This is a genomic window from Salmonella sp. SAL-020, from assembly GCF_017372215.1.
Taxonomy (GTDB): domain Bacteria; phylum Pseudomonadota; class Gammaproteobacteria; order Enterobacterales; family Enterobacteriaceae; genus Salmonella; species Salmonella enterica.
Genome location: NZ_CP071690.1, coordinates 2,440,725 through 2,457,475, shown reverse-complemented (window position 1 = coordinate 2,457,475; position 16,751 = coordinate 2,440,725). Strand labels below are relative to the sequence as shown.

Annotated in this window: 20 protein-coding genes and 2 pseudogenes; 12 read left to right on the top strand and 10 right to left on the bottom strand. The window is 46.4% G+C overall.

The features are described 5' to 3' along the window. Window positions 1–143: 143 nt before the first annotated feature. Window positions 144–659: a methylated-DNA--[protein]-cysteine S-methyltransferase gene (gene ogt, locus J1G48_RS11900; protein ID WP_000945041.1), complete on the bottom strand. Its 516-nt coding sequence runs from the start codon at window positions 657–659 to the stop codon at window positions 144–146. Between the two features lie 257 nt (window positions 660–916). On the opposite strand from ogt, the gene smrA reads away from it, so the two are divergent. The 4 genes from smrA (at window position 917) to dbpA (ending at window position 6,034) form a co-directional block, all read left to right on the top strand. Next, on the top strand, window positions 917–1,480 hold the full coding sequence (gene smrA, locus J1G48_RS11895) for a DNA endonuclease SmrA (RefSeq protein WP_001046799.1): 564 nt from the start codon (window positions 917–919) through the stop codon (window positions 1,478–1,480). A gap of 410 nt (window positions 1,481–1,890) precedes the next feature. Beyond that, on the top strand, window positions 1,891–3,045 hold the full coding sequence (locus J1G48_RS11890) for a methyl-accepting chemotaxis protein (protein WP_000945632.1): 1,155 nt from the start codon (window positions 1,891–1,893) through the stop codon (window positions 3,043–3,045). Between the two features lie 145 nt (window positions 3,046–3,190). Continuing rightward, a complete protein-coding gene (gene zntB, locus J1G48_RS11885; RefSeq protein ID WP_000387374.1) occupies window positions 3,191–4,174 on the top strand; it encodes a zinc transporter ZntB in 984 nt (327 codons plus the stop codon). A 486-nt stretch (window positions 4,175–4,660) separates the two neighbouring features. After that, window positions 4,661–6,034, top strand: a complete 1,374-nt coding sequence (gene dbpA / locus J1G48_RS11880) for an ATP-dependent RNA helicase DbpA (protein WP_000123686.1) — start codon at window positions 4,661–4,663, stop codon at window positions 6,032–6,034. A gap of 43 nt (window positions 6,035–6,077) precedes the next feature. Here the strand turns inward: dbpA and ttcA are convergent, their stop codons facing one another. The 5 genes and pseudogenes from ttcA to kil form a co-directional block, all read right to left on the bottom strand. Then, entirely contained in the window at window positions 6,078–7,013 is a 936-nt protein-coding gene (gene ttcA, locus J1G48_RS11875) for a tRNA 2-thiocytidine(32) synthetase TtcA (RefSeq protein ID WP_001156217.1), read from the bottom strand. Between the two features lie 51 nt (window positions 7,014–7,064). Then, window positions 7,065–7,349, bottom strand: a pseudogene (locus J1G48_RS11870) (tyrosine-type recombinase/integrase); the annotation flags it as partial. Further along, window positions 7,330–7,947 carry a RecE family exodeoxyribonuclease gene (locus tag J1G48_RS11865; protein WP_001676915.1) on the bottom strand — a complete coding sequence of 206 codons (618 nt, stop codon included), beginning with the start codon at window positions 7,945–7,947 and terminating at the stop codon, window positions 7,330–7,332. The pseudogene J1G48_RS11870 and the gene J1G48_RS11865, both read right to left, overlap by 20 nt. Before the next feature lie 27 nt (window positions 7,948–7,974). Continuing rightward, window positions 7,975–8,292, bottom strand: a complete 318-nt coding sequence (locus J1G48_RS11860) for a hypothetical protein (RefSeq protein ID WP_000800272.1) — start codon at window positions 8,290–8,292, stop codon at window positions 7,975–7,977. An 84-nt stretch (window positions 8,293–8,376) separates the two neighbouring features. Further along, on the bottom strand, window positions 8,377–8,598 hold the full coding sequence (kil, locus tag J1G48_RS11855; RefSeq protein WP_000560208.1) for a cell division protein FtsZ: 222 nt from the start codon (window positions 8,596–8,598) through the stop codon (window positions 8,377–8,379). Between the two features lie 437 nt (window positions 8,599–9,035). Between kil and J1G48_RS11850 the strand changes: the two genes are divergently transcribed. Beyond that, entirely contained in the window at window positions 9,036–9,557 is a 522-nt protein-coding gene (locus J1G48_RS11850; protein WP_000004762.1) for a super-infection exclusion protein B, read from the top strand. A gap of 107 nt (window positions 9,558–9,664) precedes the next feature. Here J1G48_RS11850 and J1G48_RS11845 read toward each other — a convergent pair whose 3' ends face one another. Together J1G48_RS11845 and J1G48_RS11840 are read right to left on the bottom strand one after the other, a co-directional pair. Next, entirely contained in the window at window positions 9,665–9,820 is a 156-nt protein-coding gene (locus J1G48_RS11845) for a DUF1391 family protein (RefSeq protein ID WP_085981757.1), read from the bottom strand. A gap of 384 nt (window positions 9,821–10,204) precedes the next feature. Continuing rightward, window positions 10,205–10,672: a helix-turn-helix domain-containing protein gene (locus J1G48_RS11840; protein WP_001227859.1), complete on the bottom strand. Its 468-nt coding sequence runs from the start codon at window positions 10,670–10,672 to the stop codon at window positions 10,205–10,207. Window positions 10,673–10,775: 103 nt separating this feature from the next. Between J1G48_RS11840 and J1G48_RS23575 the strand changes: the two are divergent. Both J1G48_RS23575 and J1G48_RS11830 read left to right on the top strand, forming a co-directional pair. Continuing rightward, window positions 10,776–10,901 (top strand): annotated as a pseudogene (locus J1G48_RS23575) (transcriptional regulator); the annotation flags it as partial. Window positions 10,902–10,944: 43 nt separating this feature from the next. Then, on the top strand, window positions 10,945–11,274 hold the full coding sequence (locus tag J1G48_RS11830) for a DUF977 family protein (RefSeq protein ID WP_001676916.1): 330 nt from the start codon (window positions 10,945–10,947) through the stop codon (window positions 11,272–11,274). Window positions 11,275–11,435: 161 nt separating this feature from the next. On the opposite strand, the gene J1G48_RS11825 is transcribed toward J1G48_RS11830, so the two are convergent. Both J1G48_RS11825 and J1G48_RS11820 read right to left on the bottom strand, forming a co-directional pair. Then, window positions 11,436–11,990: a hypothetical protein gene (locus J1G48_RS11825; RefSeq protein WP_001033796.1), complete on the bottom strand. Its 555-nt coding sequence runs from the start codon at window positions 11,988–11,990 to the stop codon at window positions 11,436–11,438. Beyond that, window positions 11,987–12,919, bottom strand: a complete 933-nt coding sequence (locus tag J1G48_RS11820; RefSeq protein ID WP_000556390.1) for a hypothetical protein — start codon at window positions 12,917–12,919, stop codon at window positions 11,987–11,989. Before J1G48_RS11820 ends, J1G48_RS11825 begins: the two co-directional genes overlap by 4 nt. A 426-nt stretch (window positions 12,920–13,345) precedes the next feature. Here J1G48_RS11820 and hokD point away from each other — a divergent pair, with 426 nt between their 5' ends. From hokD to J1G48_RS11795, 5 genes are all read left to right on the top strand, one after another. Then, window positions 13,346–13,501 (top strand): type I toxin-antitoxin system toxin HokD, encoded by a 156-nt coding sequence (gene hokD / locus J1G48_RS11815; RefSeq protein WP_000813254.1) that lies wholly within the window; start codon window positions 13,346–13,348, stop codon window positions 13,499–13,501. A 290-nt stretch (window positions 13,502–13,791) separates the two neighbouring features. Further along, window positions 13,792–13,962, top strand: coding sequence for a hypothetical protein (locus tag J1G48_RS11810; protein ID WP_000734094.1), 171 nt, complete (start codon window positions 13,792–13,794; stop codon window positions 13,960–13,962). Between the two features lie 62 nt (window positions 13,963–14,024). Next, entirely contained in the window at window positions 14,025–14,624 is a 600-nt protein-coding gene (locus J1G48_RS11805; protein ID WP_000940751.1) for a DUF1367 family protein, read from the top strand. Beyond that, window positions 14,624–14,914, top strand: a complete 291-nt coding sequence (locus J1G48_RS11800; RefSeq protein WP_000774470.1) for a DUF1364 domain-containing protein — start codon at window positions 14,624–14,626, stop codon at window positions 14,912–14,914. Before J1G48_RS11805 ends, J1G48_RS11800 begins: the two co-directional genes overlap by 1 nt. After that, complete coding sequence (locus J1G48_RS11795; protein ID WP_000640113.1) at window positions 14,911–15,447, top strand: DUF1133 family protein; 537 nt, start codon at window positions 14,911–14,913, stop codon at window positions 15,445–15,447. Before J1G48_RS11800 ends, J1G48_RS11795 begins: the two co-directional genes overlap by 4 nt. Window positions 15,448–16,751 lie beyond the last annotated feature (1,304 nt).

The window sequence follows — 16,751 nt, the reverse complement described above, 5'->3', positions numbered from 1 at the left end:
GAGCGCGTAAGTCTGAGCTATCCCGGAGAAGGAATAATTCAAGTATAAGTTTGATGAATACTTTTATCTATTTGAAAATACGTAATTTATTTGTTGTTGCTTTACATAAAAGTGTGACCGATAAGGCACTTTTGCCTGTATATTCATAATAAAAGATAGCCTTCATGGCGTAATAGCCACTCTTTTCGCTGCACGCCACCGGCGTATCCGGTCAGAGTGCCGTTACGCCCAATGACGCGATGGCAGGGAACAACAATACTGATGGGGTTAGCGCCATTCGCAGCACCGACTGCGCGTGCGGCGCCCGGTCGTCCCAATTGCGCCGCCAGCTGACCATAGTGCATCACCTGCCCGCAGGGGATAGCGCGCAACGCCTGCCATACTTCCCGTTGAAAAGGTGTGCCCCCCGTGGCGGTTTCCAGGGTATCAATTACGGCGAGATTGCCTGCAAAATAATCTGTAAGCTTATCGCTGAGTCCACCGGGGTTAGTTGCAGAAACGCGTTCATAGCCTTCGTGACGGTAGTGGATATTTAGCAGTTGTTCCATACGATCGCGGTACTGTTCCCACTCAATGGCCCGCAGTCGAAACTGCTCATCGCAAACCACCCATAACGGACCTAATGGCGTGGCTATCTTCTCTTCAAGTAATCTCAGCATCCGTTCTCTCACATCGTCTTAATCTAACGTAAGAGACAAGATATCATGCCAGGAATACCCGCAACCATACTCCTTAAAAGATAGTCAGGGATAACACATTTAGCGCCAGTAATATCGTAGGCGGAGAAAAAGAGAGCCTGGCGAGGCGGTTAATTGCCTGACATTGTCGCTGTTATTGGAAATAACTGTAAACCGTTGTCGGTATAACAGGGCACGGTTATGATAACGGCAGTCGCAAAAACGCTGGAGGATGAACCATGAACCTTGACGATAAAGCGCTGTTTCTTGACGCCATGGAGGATGTCCAGCCGCTGAAACGCCATACTGATGTACACTGGCAGCCAACGCGTAATCTTAAAACGCCCCAGCGTATCGACACGCTTCAGCTTGATAATTTCCTGACGACGGGCTTTCTGGATATTCTGCCGCTGAATGAACCGCTGGAATTTCGTCGGGAAGGATTGCAGCAGGGTGTCATCGACAAGTTACGCAGTGGGAAATACCCTCAGCAGGCCAGCCTCAATTTGTTACGCCAGCCGGTCGAAACGTGCCGAAAAATGCTATTTCGTTTTATCCTGGAGGCGCAGAAAGAGGGGTTGCGTAATGTCCTGATCATTCATGGTAAAGGGCGAGAGGCGAAGTCGCATGCCAATATCGTCCGAAGCTATGTGGCCCGCTGGTTGACAGAGTTTGAGGATGTACAGGCTTATTGTTCGGCGCTGCCGCATCATGGCGGCGGCGGGGCATGTTATGTCGCGTTACGTAAAACGGTGCAGGCTAAACAGGATAACTGGGAGCGCCATGCGAAGCGTAGTCGGTAAATCGTTGCCGCTGGCGGACAGGACCGCCAGCGCAAGCTCGCGCGAACCCGATTTTATGCCTGATATAACGCCTTATCCAAACGCTCAGGATTCTGCAAGAGAACGGGCGATAACGCTGTCCACAGTAATAACACGGAGAAACAGTCATTCGCTTATTTAAGCGTCTATTAAAATATACTGGCTTTCGACTTAACTATTAAGCAGAAAATGGTGATAAGTACATCACTTGTCAATATGGATGGATGAATATCCTGGCATAGCGAATATAGGTGATTTTATCTGTTGCACTAAGGGAAATGGCGATGGTCTGGTATTGAATATGGAGAATGTCAAAGAAACGAATGGCAATAGGTATCTGAAATGCTATAAAAATAAAACCTGTCTCCTATCCTGGTTGTAGGCCGTCAAAAATGTTGAGAAATATCAGCGTCAGAACATGCATTATTCTATTCATGGTATGTACGTTTCTTTTGGTGGATACTTTACAAATAACCTTTCTGCACGATCTCCCTATTTTAATTACGTGTAATATCATTTATCTGATCTCGACATTACTGCTTTGGTGGTATATGACCTGCTATCTGGTAGTGCCGATTAATACCGTGAAGAAAAGTATTGAAGAGGTCGCAGCAGGAAACTTGTCTATTCATATCTCCGAATTTGGCAATAATTGCGCCGGGCGACTCATCCCCGGAATTAATAGCCTGTCGGAGAATATTTCCGCGCTGGTACGCGAAATCAGATCCTCTTCGCAAACGGCAATGACCCTTTCCGAACAACTGGCGGCGCGCAGTATGTCGCTATCCGTAAAGACGGAACAGCAGTCGGCCTCGTTAATTCAAACTGCCGCCAGTATGGATGAAATGGCGGCGAGTACCAAAAACAATGCGGATAATACCCGAATGGCGAGCATACAGGCGGATTGTGCAACCCAATGCGCCCGTAAAGGCGGTGAATTAATGGTGCGGGTTACAGAAAATATGCGTTCTATTACCGACTGTGCCTCGCAGATGACGGAGATTATTTCATTGATTGACGGTATCGCATTCCAGACTAATATTCTGGCGCTTAACGCGGCGGTAGAGGCTGCGCGGGCGGGCGATCATGGAAAAGGTTTCTCCGTGGTGGCCGGGGAAGTGCGTAACCTGGCGCATCGTAGCGCCGAGGCGGCAAAAAGTATCAAGGCGCTGATCGACGTTACGCATGAGAATGTGCGGCAGGGGGCCGCCATAGTGCAGGAGGCTGAAAAAAATATGCAGGAGATTGTTGGCGGCTCCGGGCAATTAAACGTGCTGATGAGTGAAATTTCCACCACCACGCGGGAGCAGGAAAAAGGCATTAACCAGATAACACTGGCGTTGAGCGATCTGGAAAGCGCAACCCATAGCAATGTTTTAATGGTTGAAGCGTTATCTGCTTCTTCGGATGTTTTAAAGGCGCAGGTGATCGAGTTACAGACTAAAACCGACAAATTTCGTTTAAGCCAGCCGGGTTACAGTGAACATGCGCTGTCGCGCTCTCATGTATCACCTCTTTCGACCATCACCAGGCGCGGCCAGGCCTGATAATACATGTTTGGTAAGCGCCTGTTGCTAAGGCGCTTTTTTCGCACGTTCCCGTAATTCTTTTTGCGCAATGAGAAAATGAGAGATTGCTTAACCTTTCCCGAAAGCTAGACTAACGGCATCAGAGTTGTAACGTGGAGGCGCTGTGGAAGCCATTAAGGGATCGGATGTGAACGTGCCGGATGCCGTTTTCGCATGGCTACTGGATGGTCGTGGTGGAGTAAAACCGCTCGAAGATAATGATGTGATCGATAGTCAGCATCCCTGTTGGCTACATCTTAATTATACCCACCCGGACAGCGCCCGCTGGTTGGCTTCAACGCCTTTACTCCCCAATAACGTGCGTGATGCGCTGGCTGGTGAAAGCTCGCGCCCGCGCGTAAGTCGTATGGGGGAAGGGACGCTCATTACGCTGCGCTGTATTAATGGCAGTACTGACGAACGCCCGGATCAATTAGTGGCAATGCGTTTATATATGGACGAGCGATTCATTGTGTCTACCCGTCAGCGAAAGGTTCTGGCGCTGGACGATGTGGTCAGTGATTTGCAGGAGGGCACCGGGCCCGTAGATTGCGGCAGCTGGTTAGTAGATGTGTGCGATGCGTTAACCGATCACGCCAGTGAATTTATTGAAGAGCTACACGATAAAATTATCGATCTGGAAGATAATCTTCTCGACCAGCAAATCCCACCACGCGGTTTCCTCGCATTGCTACGTAAACAGCTAATTGTTATGCGCCGCTATATGGCGCCGCAGCGCGACGTCTATGCCCGGCTTGCGAGTGAACGGCTGCCGTGGATGAGCGACGATCACCGGCGCAGAATGCAGGATATCGCCGACAGGCTGGGAAGGGGGTTGGATGAAATTGACGCTTGTATCGCGCGTACTGGCATCATGGCGGATGAAATTGCCCAGGTGATGCAGGAGTCTCTGGCGCGCAGAACTTATACCATGTCGCTTATGGCGATGGTTTTTCTGCCCAGCACCTTCTTAACAGGATTATTTGGCGTTAACCTGGGCGGTATTCCTGGCGGCGGATGGCGGTTCGGCTTTTCTCTGTTTTGTATTCTGTTAGTTGTCCTGATCGGTGGTGTTACTTTATGGTTGCATCGCAGTAAATGGTTGTAACAAAAGCGCTTTTCAGACCATTTCGTATGAAAAAACGCCGAGAAATTTGAGCGAAGTCAATAAACCATCTACCTATTCGGGGCAATATCTCTCTCGCAGGTGAATGCAACGTCAAGCGATGGGCGTTGCGCTCCATATTGTCTTACTTCCTTTTTTGAATTACTGCATAGCACAATTGATTCGTACGACGCCGGCTTAGATTAGTCGGCTTTTTTTTGCCTGTAGAATATCAGCGTCTACCCTTTAAGAGTCTGAATGACATTCTGGAGGGTAATATGAGCTGTCTTTTGACCTTATTATATCTACACTCGTCCTTGTCGGACCCGATTCCCACTGACCCTGTTCCCATTCCTGAGCCGCTTCCCCGTCCTCAGCCGATGCCCGACCCGCCGCCGGACGAAGAACCGATTAAAATGTCGCATCAAACGCCCGGATCTGCGAGGATACGCGCCTGCTGACTATGAGTCGTTACCGCGAGAGTAAATTGTGACCGCTTTTTCAACCCTGAATGTTTTGCCCGCCGCCCAGCTCAATAACCTTACTGAGCTGGGCTATCTTGAGATGACGCCTGTTCAGGCCGCAGCATTACCCGTCATTCTGGCGGGTAATGATGTGCGTGTGCAGGCCAGGACCGGTAGCGGCAAAACGGCGGCGTTTGGTCTTGGGCTCTTGCATCGAATTGACGTCACTCTGTTCCAGACACAGGCATTAGTGCTGTGCCCGACGCGGGAGCTGGCGGATCAGGTTGCCGGAGAGTTACGTCGCCTGGCCCGTTTTCTGCCAAATACCAAAATTCTGACCTTGTGTGGCGGGCAACCCTTTGGCGCACAGCGCGACTCGCTTCAGCACGCTCCGCATATCATTGTCGCGACGCCGGGGCGCCTGCTGGATCATTTACAAAAAGAAACCGTATCGCTGGATGCGCTGCATATTCTGGTAATGGATGAAGCAGACCGAATGCTGGACATGGGATTCAGTGACGCCATTGATGAGGTGATCCGCTTTGCGCCTGCGACGCGCCAGACGTTATTGTTTTCAGCAACCTGGCCTGAGGCCATCGCGGCGATTAGCGGTCGTGTACAGCAGCAGCCAATACGTATTGAAATCGATACGGTAGATGCGCTACCGGCTATCGAACAACAGTTCTTCGAAACGTCTGCGCATGAAAAAATTTCGCTGCTACAAACGTTGCTTAGCCAGCATCAGCCAGCGTCCTGCGTGGTATTTTGCAATACCAAAAAAGATTGTCAGGCCGTTTGTGATGCGCTTAATGCGGTAGGACAAAGCGCGTTGGCGCTCCACGGCGATCTGGAACAACGCGACCGCGACCAGACGTTGGTGCGTTTTGCAAACGGTAGCGCGCGCATTCTGGTTGCCACCGACGTTGCCGCGCGAGGATTAGACATTAAATCGCTCGAACTGGTGGTTAACTATGAACTGGCCTGGGACCCGGAGGTGCATGTCCATCGTATTGGCCGTACGGCGCGCGCGGGAAGCAGCGGCCTGGCGATCAGTTTCTGCGCGCCGGAAGAGGCGCAGCGGGCGAATATTCTTTCAGAAATGCTGCAACTCAAGCTGAACTGGCTGAATGCGCCCGCCCGGCAGCCGTCACTCCCTCTGGCCGCAGAGATGGCTACCCTATGCATTGACGGCGGCAAAAAAGCGAAAATGCGTCCGGGAGATATTTTGGGCGCGCTGACCGGCGATATTGGATTAGACGGGGCGGATATTGGCAAAATTAACGTGCATCCAATGCACGTTTACGTCGCCGTACGTCAAGCAGTAGCGCAAAAAGCCTGGAAGCAGTTGCAAAACGGGAAGATCAAAGGCAAGTCATGCCGGGTACGGCTATTAAAATGATCGATAGCATGGCGTCTCAGCGGAGTGCTGAGACGCCTGCAGATTATTTCACTTCGATAACATCAAGCCGCAACGCCTCTAAGGCGGTGTCATCTTCTTCCGGCTGCCAGCCAGCGGGCTGCAAGGGAATCTCTTCACGATCGAACGCTAAATCGCCGCCGTCGACGACCTCGGAACCGTGAGTGATTCCTTTGAAATCGAACAGGTTAGTGTCACAAAGGTGAGACGGCACGACATTCTGCATGGCGCTAAACATCGTCTCGATCCGTCCAGGATAGCGCTTATCCCAGTCGCGTAGCATGTCGGCAATCACCTGGCGTTGCAGGTTTGGTTGCGAACCGCACAGATTACAAGGAATGATAGGGAAGGCTTTGGCCTCAGCAAAACGGACAATATCTTTCTCGCGGCAGTAAGCCAGCGGGCGGATCACGATATGTTTGCCGTCATCGCTCATCAGTTTCGGCGGCATCCCTTTCATTTTTCCGCCATAGAACATATTCAGAAACAGGGTTTGCAGAATATCGTCGCGATGGTGGCCCAGGGCGATTTTGGTCGCGCCCAGTTCAGTCGCCGTACGATACAGGATACCCCGACGCAAACGCGAGCACAGCGAGCAGGTGGTTTTTCCTTCCGGAATCTTTTCTTTCACAATGCCGTAGGTGTTTTCTTCGACGATTTTATATTCTACGCCCAGCTGCTCAAGGTAGGCTGGCAGGATATGTTCCGGAAAACCTGGCTGCTTTTGATCGAGGTTGACGGCGACCAGTGAAAAATTGATCGGGGCGCTTTGCTGCAAATTACGTAAAATTTCCAGCATCGTATAGCTATCTTTGCCGCCAGAAAGGCAAACCATAATGCGATCGCCTTCTTCAATCATATTAAAATCGGCAATCGCTTCGCCAACGTTACGGCGCAGGCGCTTTTGCAACTTGTTGAGGTTGTATTGTTCTTTCTTTGTATTCTTTTGAATTTCTTGCATTATTTCAGTTCTCTGGTACTAAATGGGGCAAATTGGGGGCAAACTTTGCAACTACGATAACCGTGCATTCAACATCGCTACTTGTTCGTCGTTCATGTCATCAATCCACATACCGTAAATTTCATACACCATCTGCGCAGTTTCATGCCCCATTTGGCTGGCGATAAATGCCGGGTTCGCTCCTGCCGTCAACAGCCAGCAGGCAAAAGTATGTCGCGTATGGTACGGATTACGGCGGCGAATACCAGCACGTTTTACTGCCGCATTCCACCTTGCCCCTAAACTGCTTACCGAGTAATAAGGTTTCTGTTTTCCTTTACTCATCCTGGGCATGAACCTGTTCAGACTTCCGCAATACCATTAACAGGTTCTGGATATAGCTGTTTTCCTGTTCCATTTCGAGAACGGTAATATGCCTGCGTTGAGCGCGGGTGGCGTGATGCAAATATTTTTTGTCTGTGGCAGCGTAAGTAAAAATGTGCAACACGCGCTGGGGGAACGGCAGGGTGGCGACGGAAACTTCGCAGTCCTGACATTCGTCGTTGTCACTGGTGTCTGTCCCGCTTTCTTCGGTGCCAGCGTCGTCGGCGCATTCCTCCGTTTTTTCGTCGTGGGCGTCAGTAGCGGGCGTGCCGGGGATGAGCATAAATGTTTTGCCATCTTCGCCGCCCAGCTCATATTTCTGACAGAAGGTGGTATCAAAACTTCCCTCCGGCGGAAGTTCGTTAACAGCGGGGGAATTAACGCGAACCGGTTTTGCAAAATCTGTCGGTTCGAATCCGGCGTCAAGCATTGATACGGCAAGGCGTGCTGTGGCAGCGGCTTCGCTGCTTTCAGTTTTCCACCAGAAAGCAAAAGGGAAGCCGAGACGTTTCCGGGCGCTTTCATTTTTAACCTTAATATAATATGAGTATTCTGTTTTATTGTCGCTCATTATCATTACCCTTATTACAAATCATACTTAATGAAGACTTTCATTTTTCATTGAGCAGAATGCGTTCGTGACGAGCTCTTTACACTCCATCAGTTTCAACAATGAAATAAAATTTTCGGGAGGAGCTTCGTTCATTTTTAACAGCATTATTGCGGCTGTTATTGACCTGTCATATGCGCCTGTTTCACTGTCTGTATATGCAACAAGAGTTCTGGAAACACTTTCATCGTCACAGTCCCGGGCATAAGAAACAACACAGGGCATATTGTTTTCGATACATAACGTACGAATTTTTCCTGAAAGCTGGCGGAGCTCTGCAATTACTGATTCAGGTACATTTTTCATATAGATTCCTTTTTTCAGGTTGAGTGAATTCCTGCCATTGCAGGCATATTTAAAAACAGGATGGTTTAAACGATTACTGTTCTGTTACCATGATTCAGCTTTGGCAGGCAGACCATTTCTGTTCAGCCAGACTTTTACCATGCAATCGGTAATACATCTTTGCGTTGTTAAATCACGGATATATAAACGGCGTTTTTTAATGTTATTCGCTGAGGCGATATAAGTACGACCATCATGGATAACATAATCTCCCGGCGTAATACACTGACGCGGTATTTCATCCGTTCCGAAGTGATGAGCAATCATAGCCCCTCCATTTCTGGTAAATAAATTTTGTGGTGCGGTGCCTGGTGCCTCCAGGTGACATTAACCAGTTAACAATTAATGCCGACTTAAACCACCCATACTGATTCAGGGAGTTTTAACTGTGCCGCGTGCGCTTAGCCGCATTCACCGCATCACAAAATTCACTTTAAAAAGGGCGGACATCAGAAAGGACTAAGAAAAACTGATGCCGCCAAGTACTACACACAGCATTATTGTCGCAGTGGCAACTACAACCGGAGGCGCACTTCCACTATTTGGATTTACAGACAAGACCGACTCAGAAAACATCAGAAATGCGCCTTCGTGTTGTGCCCGGCTTTATTTAACCACCTCCGGGCTTCGGTGGTCTCGGCTATACCCCTACAGCGAGAACCTGTGTTAACATTTCAATACCCTTACAGTTGAGAGTTATTGATATGTCAGAAACCGCTCTGGTTATCGTAAAATTCCTAATTGGTAAATCCGTCGGACAATTTATGCTCACAGTGGCTTTATTTTTCTTAATTATCATCTTCATTCCTAGAGATATTACGGAGCTTATTGAGGCGCGTAGCGATTTACCATATGCCGTTCAGATTTTTAGTTTTGCTGTGGCTTACCTTATAGTGCTGATCCTCAAAGTCACTGGTTATTTTTTCGTGTCGGCGCTGCCGTTGTGCCAGCGTAGGGGCAGGGCAAAACGCATGTTAAAAACGCTTAATTCATTGAGTACTGAACAGCTGTTTTTACTTGAACCCTTTCTTAAAACTCATTCTCCCACTTTCCGGGCGTCCTGGGATAACCCTGATGCAGATGCTCTGGTTAAGGCAGGTATCGTTCGTCCGGCTGGTTCGTGTATCGACGGTGTTTCTGTGATGTTCAAAATCGAACCCGAGTATGAGTCGTTAATGCTTTCCACCTGGAATCCCTGCACAAAACGGTTCGATATTAGCCGTTAGCTGAAAGCGCCAGCAGAAACTCACTGAAACTGAGTGCTTCTTCTCCTTCGTCAAGGCTTTCAAAGTATTCTTCGTAAGCCTTTTCCATGATTGTGTCGAAATCCATATCACTCACCTGAGTTTCTTTCTAACCAGCGACGTGCGCCTGTTTCAGTTTTAAACGTCCTGCTTCTGGTGTACGTCATGGCGGTGAACGTTCCATCCTGGTTGGGGAACACGCCACACACCAGGGATTCGTTATTGCCGAGGTGGATTTTTTGCAGCTTGTCCATTATCACCCCGGATAATACTGTTCCTGTAGCTCGCATTGAGCCAAAAACATATCCCATCCATTGTCGCGCAATGCTTGGAGAGCTGCGCTAAAGCTGACGTTGCAACTATCCATCAAATACTGAATCACTTCATTCCTTCCCATCTTTCCCTCTCCCCTTAACGCCGGGTGGCGGAACTAAAACCTACAGCGCCGTGCTGTTTCTGAGATTATATTAGCGATATTCATATAGTTGATCAAGATAAATATACATATATATCATAAATATGATCTATCCTAATGAAAATAAATGTGTTTTATCTGATGCAAGAGGGGGAGGGAGGAGCTTTAGCCAAAAGAAAACCGCCGGGAGAGGCGGTTTGATGTGGTTGGTTCGTCACTGATTTTTTAGGCGCTTTTGTGCAGCGAGCATGTTCTGGAAAGCCTCTTTATATAGCTCATTCTGACCTTTAAGCCGGTCAATGAGTTTTTCTTTCTCAGATTCAGGGAGTATATCAAAAAGGTTTAGTAAATCAGCCTGTTGTCTGCTCACCATTCGCCAGCCACCACCTTCGAAGTTGTCATCGTAAGTACCAGAAGAACGAACGTAGTTCATTAGATCGGCCAAATCCGGTCGTAACTCTTCGGGTTTAACTCTCAATAGAACAGAAAATTTTAAGGCCGCATCAGTGTTGAGAGGTGCCTTACCGTTCAAATAGTGACTGACGGTAGATTGTGTCTCAAAGCCCATAAGATCAGCGGCGATCTCCTGAGTAAGTTTGAGGTCTCGCTTTTTGGCGTCCCAGATGGCGCGTAAGCGCTGGGTAGCTTCTGGTGGAGCTATTTCTTCACGTTTTTTTCTCATGCGCTCATCTTATGAATGTGACTCATAAACTCAAACTGATATAAGTATTGATCATTTAAATTAGTATGGTTAATATTTAGCGAGAATTACTAAGGTGACCTTTATGACGTTAGATGAATATTTGAAAAAAAATCGTGTACGACAGTCTTGTTTGGCCACGCTGGCTGGTTGTTCGCAATCGATGATTAGCCTTGTTACTACTGGCCGTAGTCAGTTAAGCCCCGAAAAGGTATTGCGTATCGCAGAGGCTACGAATTTCGAGGTTACACCTCATGAACTCCGGCCTGATAACACTTACGGAGCTGAGGAGGATGACGGGGTTAACCATTTATTCGACCCGCCACTACCTGGACAAGGCAGAACGTTGTGGGGATGTGTACCAGGCGGGCAGAAGAGGGGGGATTTTCCCGTCAGAAGAGGCTTATCGTGCCTGGAAGAAACAGGCGAAAGTGGACGCTGACCTGATTTGGAAGCTGCCTGACGGTGAGGTACGTCGTTACGACAGGCACCACAACGTAATTTGTCGTGAGTGTCGTAAAAGCGAGTACATGCAGCGGGTACTGGCGTTTTATCGGGGAAACTTTCAGGAGGTGCTGTTGTGAGCCAAATTAACAATCGGAACTGCGTGAAGTGAAAGAGAAAGCATAATCCAAATATGAATAATTAAATTTAGTGATGTAAATAAACTTTAATCCTTAACCGGATGGATTCCTGCACGCTCAGAACACCAGGAGACCGCCCGAAAGGGCGGTAGCTCCATTGCTTAATTGTCTAAAATCGTGCTAAATCTTTTTATTACCATTAAGAAAGTTATGACAGTGATAAAAAAGGATGTATAGGCTAAAAAGCTAACGATATATGCGGGTGCGCGAAAATACCATTTCATTAAATCCACTGCATTGTCAGGCAGGAAATATATTATTACTGAAAATATAACCAATACTATTGAAGTTAATATTGCATAAGCGACGTTGTGGCATAACTGCTCATATATGGTTTTGTTAGTGTTTAATGATATCAATTTGTCTCTTGATTTGTTTCCTTCAATTATATCTGATATCTTAGTAATGGTTTTTTGTTTTTGTTCATAAATCATTATTACTGCACTCATTAATAGTGCTGTTGTAATAGCCCCGAAGTTAACGAAGACGGAAGCAATTGCCGGTTTCATTATTCCGTATGTCCAGCACAGAACGAAAGAAAGAGATAGAGGAACTATAAAATGTACGGTAATGTCGCTCATCAACATTGTTCCACGCTGATCTGACATTGTTTTGTAGTGTTTTATTATTACACCCAGCACATTTATTTTATTCATATAATCACCCCTTTATTTCCACAGTGCAGTTCTTCCAATATATCATTGGAAAGGTTTTTTATCGTGTCATGAAGTGCTGTTAGATCAGGTATACCTGTTAATGGGTTGATTTTTAGATCATTATCATCTAACTCTGCTGAAATTCCTTTTTTTAGTATGGTATCATAATTGAAAACGACAGTCCGACTGCCGAGCTGTAAGCTTACTTTTATTGCATCACATTTATCTTCAATAATCTCAATGATGTTTCCTATATTCTTGTTTCTTAAATCCCTGAAACTTCCGAATATGCCATCGTTTGCTTTTATTATTAAGTCTGTCTTGATGTTTGTTTTGTTTTTACCAAAGGAATCAGCAATATCTTCTGGTGCTTTATATCCTTGAGCTTTAATTTGTTTCAATTCAGAATTGAGAATGTATTGAGGGATTTTCTTATGATGTAATGGATTGATTCTTGCTTCTAGTTGAAATTGTTTTTTTAGATATTCAGTGATAGAATCAGAAAGAACACCTCGAGCAGAAATATTATCGCATGAATGGAATGCAATAATTCCTTCTTCAAGATTATCTGGTAGATATATTAAAATATAACGCTCTTTGAGTGTTACATCATAAGCAGTTGTTCTGTAATGGACTTTTTTGAGTTTTACATCTTTTATTTCACTGCTTTCTCCATATTTTCCAACTTTTATATAACCATATATGATTTTTTTTGTGTTATCAAAGTGAAGTTTAGTATGTTGTTCCAGAGATATTTTAGTTTTTGAAACGCCGAACTCGATGGGGGTGTTTTTATAAAGAGTAAAATAATCAACAAAAAGTTCATATGCCGTTTTTTTATTACTTAAACCTAAGTCATTAAGTTTTTTGCTGGCTCGACTGCCTTTATGGGTCAATACGCGGAATGAATAGAAATTAACGCTGTGCATGAAAAATCCTTTTGAGTATACAGGAATATACTAGAACATAAATGTATGCAATGCATAAAGGAAAAGCTACCGCAGGGCGAATTCACCCACCGATAGCTCTTAAATGATTGTTTTCAAGCGATAATACATAAATTTTGGTCTGTGTAAAGAGGGATGTATCGTCAGGGCAAGGGAGATGTATTAAGGGGTATTGGTAAAATTTGCGTTGGGGATAAAAACGGTTTGCGGGAAAAGGAGAGTTAAGTAGAATTGTTGCGGGTGCTTGAGGCTATCTGCCTCAGGCATGAACACCAAAAGGCAGATAGAGAAAAGCCCCAGTTAACATTACGCGTCCGGCAAGACGCTTAACATTAATCTGAGGCCAATTTCATGCTTTGCACATGTAGGTTAGCCTCTTACGTGCCGAAAGGCAAGGAGAAGCAGGCTATGAAGCAGCAAAAGGCGATGTTAATCGCCCTGATCGTCATCTGTTTAACCGTCATAGTGACGGCACTGGTAACGAGGAAAGACCTCTGCGAGGTACGAATCCGAACCGGCCAGACGGAGGTCGCTGTCTTCACAGCTTACGAACCTGAGGAGTAAGAGACCTGGCGGGGAGAAATCCCCGCCACCTCTGACGTGTCAGGCATCCTCAACGCACCCACACTTAACCCGCTTCGGCGGGTTTTTTGTTACCCGTAAAATAAAAATTCATAAAAATGATCAACTTTCAGATTGGTTGCGCAACAAGTGAAAAATGTCCTTGCTGGTGAACATAAAATAAGCAAATTTATATAATGAAATAAATAGTCGCAGTGTTTATATTTCCCGCCTCAACAGAAATCGCGTTGAAATCGCACCTTTTCATTTTTCCTTAGTTGTCTGGAGGTAACGTGAAAAAACTCAAGGATTTATTAGAGTTAGATGAAGACGGGCTTTATGCAGTACGTGTAAAAAATGGTGAAATCTCATTCTGTACGCTAATTCCTGACGACCATCTGATTCTGTCTGTTGAAGCGTTTATTGATTATCTGATAAGACTGGGTTTCACTGTCAGTTATTAATGTTTTAATATGTTACGGCTGACCTGAACAATCAGCAACCTACAGCGCCACCGGAGAGAACGATGGCGCATCTACAACTTGTTAAACAAACCTCATCAGGGCTTCTGCTCCCGGCAACGCCGGAGAGTGAGGACTTCCTGCGCTCAGTAAAAATCGGTGCGTGGATACACGCCGATTTTAAGCGAGTACGTAACTACGCGTTCCACAAACGTTTTTTCAAGCTCCTTCAGCTTGGTTTCGATTACTGGACTCCGATCGGCGGGGCGATCCTGCCTCAGGAACAGGAGCTGATTACCGGCTTTGTCGATTTCCTGTGTGAGTCAGCAGCGCAGGGCCACAGTCCCGCACTCAGTGACGCGGCGGAACAGTACCTGCATAAGGTTGCTGTCAACCGAACGCTCGATGTTGCGCTGCTCAAGTCCTTCGACGCTTTCCGCGAGTGGGTAACCATTCAGGCCGGGTTTTATACTGAGCATTATTATCCGGATGGCAGCCGTGGGCGCCGGGCGAAATCCATCGCTTTTGCGAATATGGACGAAACCGAGTTTCAGCAGGTTTATAAGGCCGTACTGAACGTCCTGTGGAACTGGATTCTGTTTCGTAAATTCTCCTCTCCGGAAGAGGTCGAAAATGTCGCAGCGCAACTGCTGGAGTTTGCGTAATGGCGGATTTACGTAAAGCGGCGCGGGGCCTGATGTGTACGGTAAGAATTCCCGGCCATTGCAACCATAATCCTGAAACGTCCGTACTGGCACATTACCGGCTGGCGGGTACGTGCGGAACGGCGACAAAACCAAACGATATGCAGGCAGCAATTGCCTGTAGCTCGTGCCACGATATTGTCGATGGGCGGGTAAAAATCGACGACTTCACGAAAACAGAAATTCGCCTGATGCACGCAGAGGGCGTTTTCCGCACGCAGGAAATCTGGAGAGAGAAAGGCATTTTATGATTTACCCAACAAACACCGGAAAAAGCGGAGAACACCTTCGTCTCAGCACGCTGGAAAGTGTGTGGATTCAGGGGAAATTGCGTATGTGGGGGCGCTGGTCATACATTGGTGGCGGCAAAACAGGGAATATGTTTAACCAGTTGCTGGCGTCCAAAAAACTGACGAAGACGGCCATTAACGATGCTTTGCGCCGTATGAAAAAAGCGGGGCTGGAGAAACCTGAACTGGAAGTGTTCCTGAGAGAGATGATCAACGGAAAGCAAAAAAGCTGGCTGGCACACTGTACGGATACGGAAGCGCTGATTATCGATCGGGTTGTAGGCGAGGTACTGACGGATCATCCGGGGCTGCTTGGTATCCTGAACCAGCGTTACGTGGGGCGGGGGATGAGTAAGAGAAGGATGGCCGAGTTACTAAACGAACAGTACCCAGAGTGGGCGTTGATTACATGCCGACGCCGTGTTGAGCAGTGGTTGAGTATCGCTGAGTTCATTTTGTATTCACCTATGAGAAAAGCGTTCGATTATGCTTAAAAAATCATTTGCAAAATGAGCCACAAACTGCTTCAATTCCAGTACGCTTCGCAAAGCTGTATCGCGAGGCTAATGACAGACATGAACGCATTTTGAAACCCGCCATCGTGCGGGTTTTGTCGTTTCTGCAATACAGAAAAATATTCGCCAGTGTAATCCGGGTTGTTAAACATGGTGCGTTTTAAATATGTTTTATGTACATTAAATTAATGTGAAATGTTTTGATAAAATAAAAATGTAATAATAACTTTACGTTTATTGACACAATGAATTGTTGAAACGCCTGTTCTGACTCGTATTATTTTCATCGGTCCGAAGGGGATGATGGATAACCTTCTTCTGCCCCCGAGGATCAGAGAGCCGGTTTTTTTGTGCATCCTGGAAAATTCACGTGAAGGAACCGGCTCTCAACCAGAGAAGAAGAGGCGTTTTTTTCGATACAACTATCGTAATTACTCCGTTGGTGGTGCTGGCACGTAAAGTGTGGATAGTGCGTTTATGATGAGTGCATGATGTATATCCTGATACAGCATCCGGTTTGTGGGGGCGGAGAAGCCCCGATGGACTCAGTGCCACAATTTTTTATTGCATTCAGATAGCGTACTGTGAATCGGATAAATGAGAATGTCAGTGTGTTGGTAATGCGGGGTTCTCAGTGCGCTATCTGAATGCAGTGAAATCTGCTCTGAGCAGAGCTAAACAGCATTGTCTGCGTTTGATCAATTTGTAGCGGGTCATAGTGGCTGACTAAAGACTCTCCGGGGCATCCCGGCACTGCATTTATTACTAAAAATCTTCATATCACAGAGGCAGAACATACGGAAAATTCTTGTCAATACAACACCTGACACAGCAATATTTTTCGGGAGTCCCCGGCGCCTCAGGTTTTTTATCGCCATCAATAAAACTATAATAATAACTCCATGTTATGATTACCACCTCTCTCTCATGAGGTGGTTTTTTTATTCCCGCAAATTGCAGAAATAAGATGGAGTCATCAGAATATGCCCTGATTGTATTTTGTCTTTTTTGAATTAATGCAAAACATTTGGAATAAATAAACATCTAATGATAAATTTACATTTCTTGACGCGACTGCTTGTTGAAATGAAATTTTTATGATTTATTATTGTCGACAGTTTGGCGGAGGTGACTGGCAGATTTCTCCACTCCGTCGAATAAGAGAGTTGATTCTTTATACCTCCTGAGTCGTCTGATTAAAGAATCATCACTCGATTTGGCATTAAGGTGAAATTAAGATTCCATTGATATAGGTATCGTTCTTACTCTTTGTGGTGCAGGCA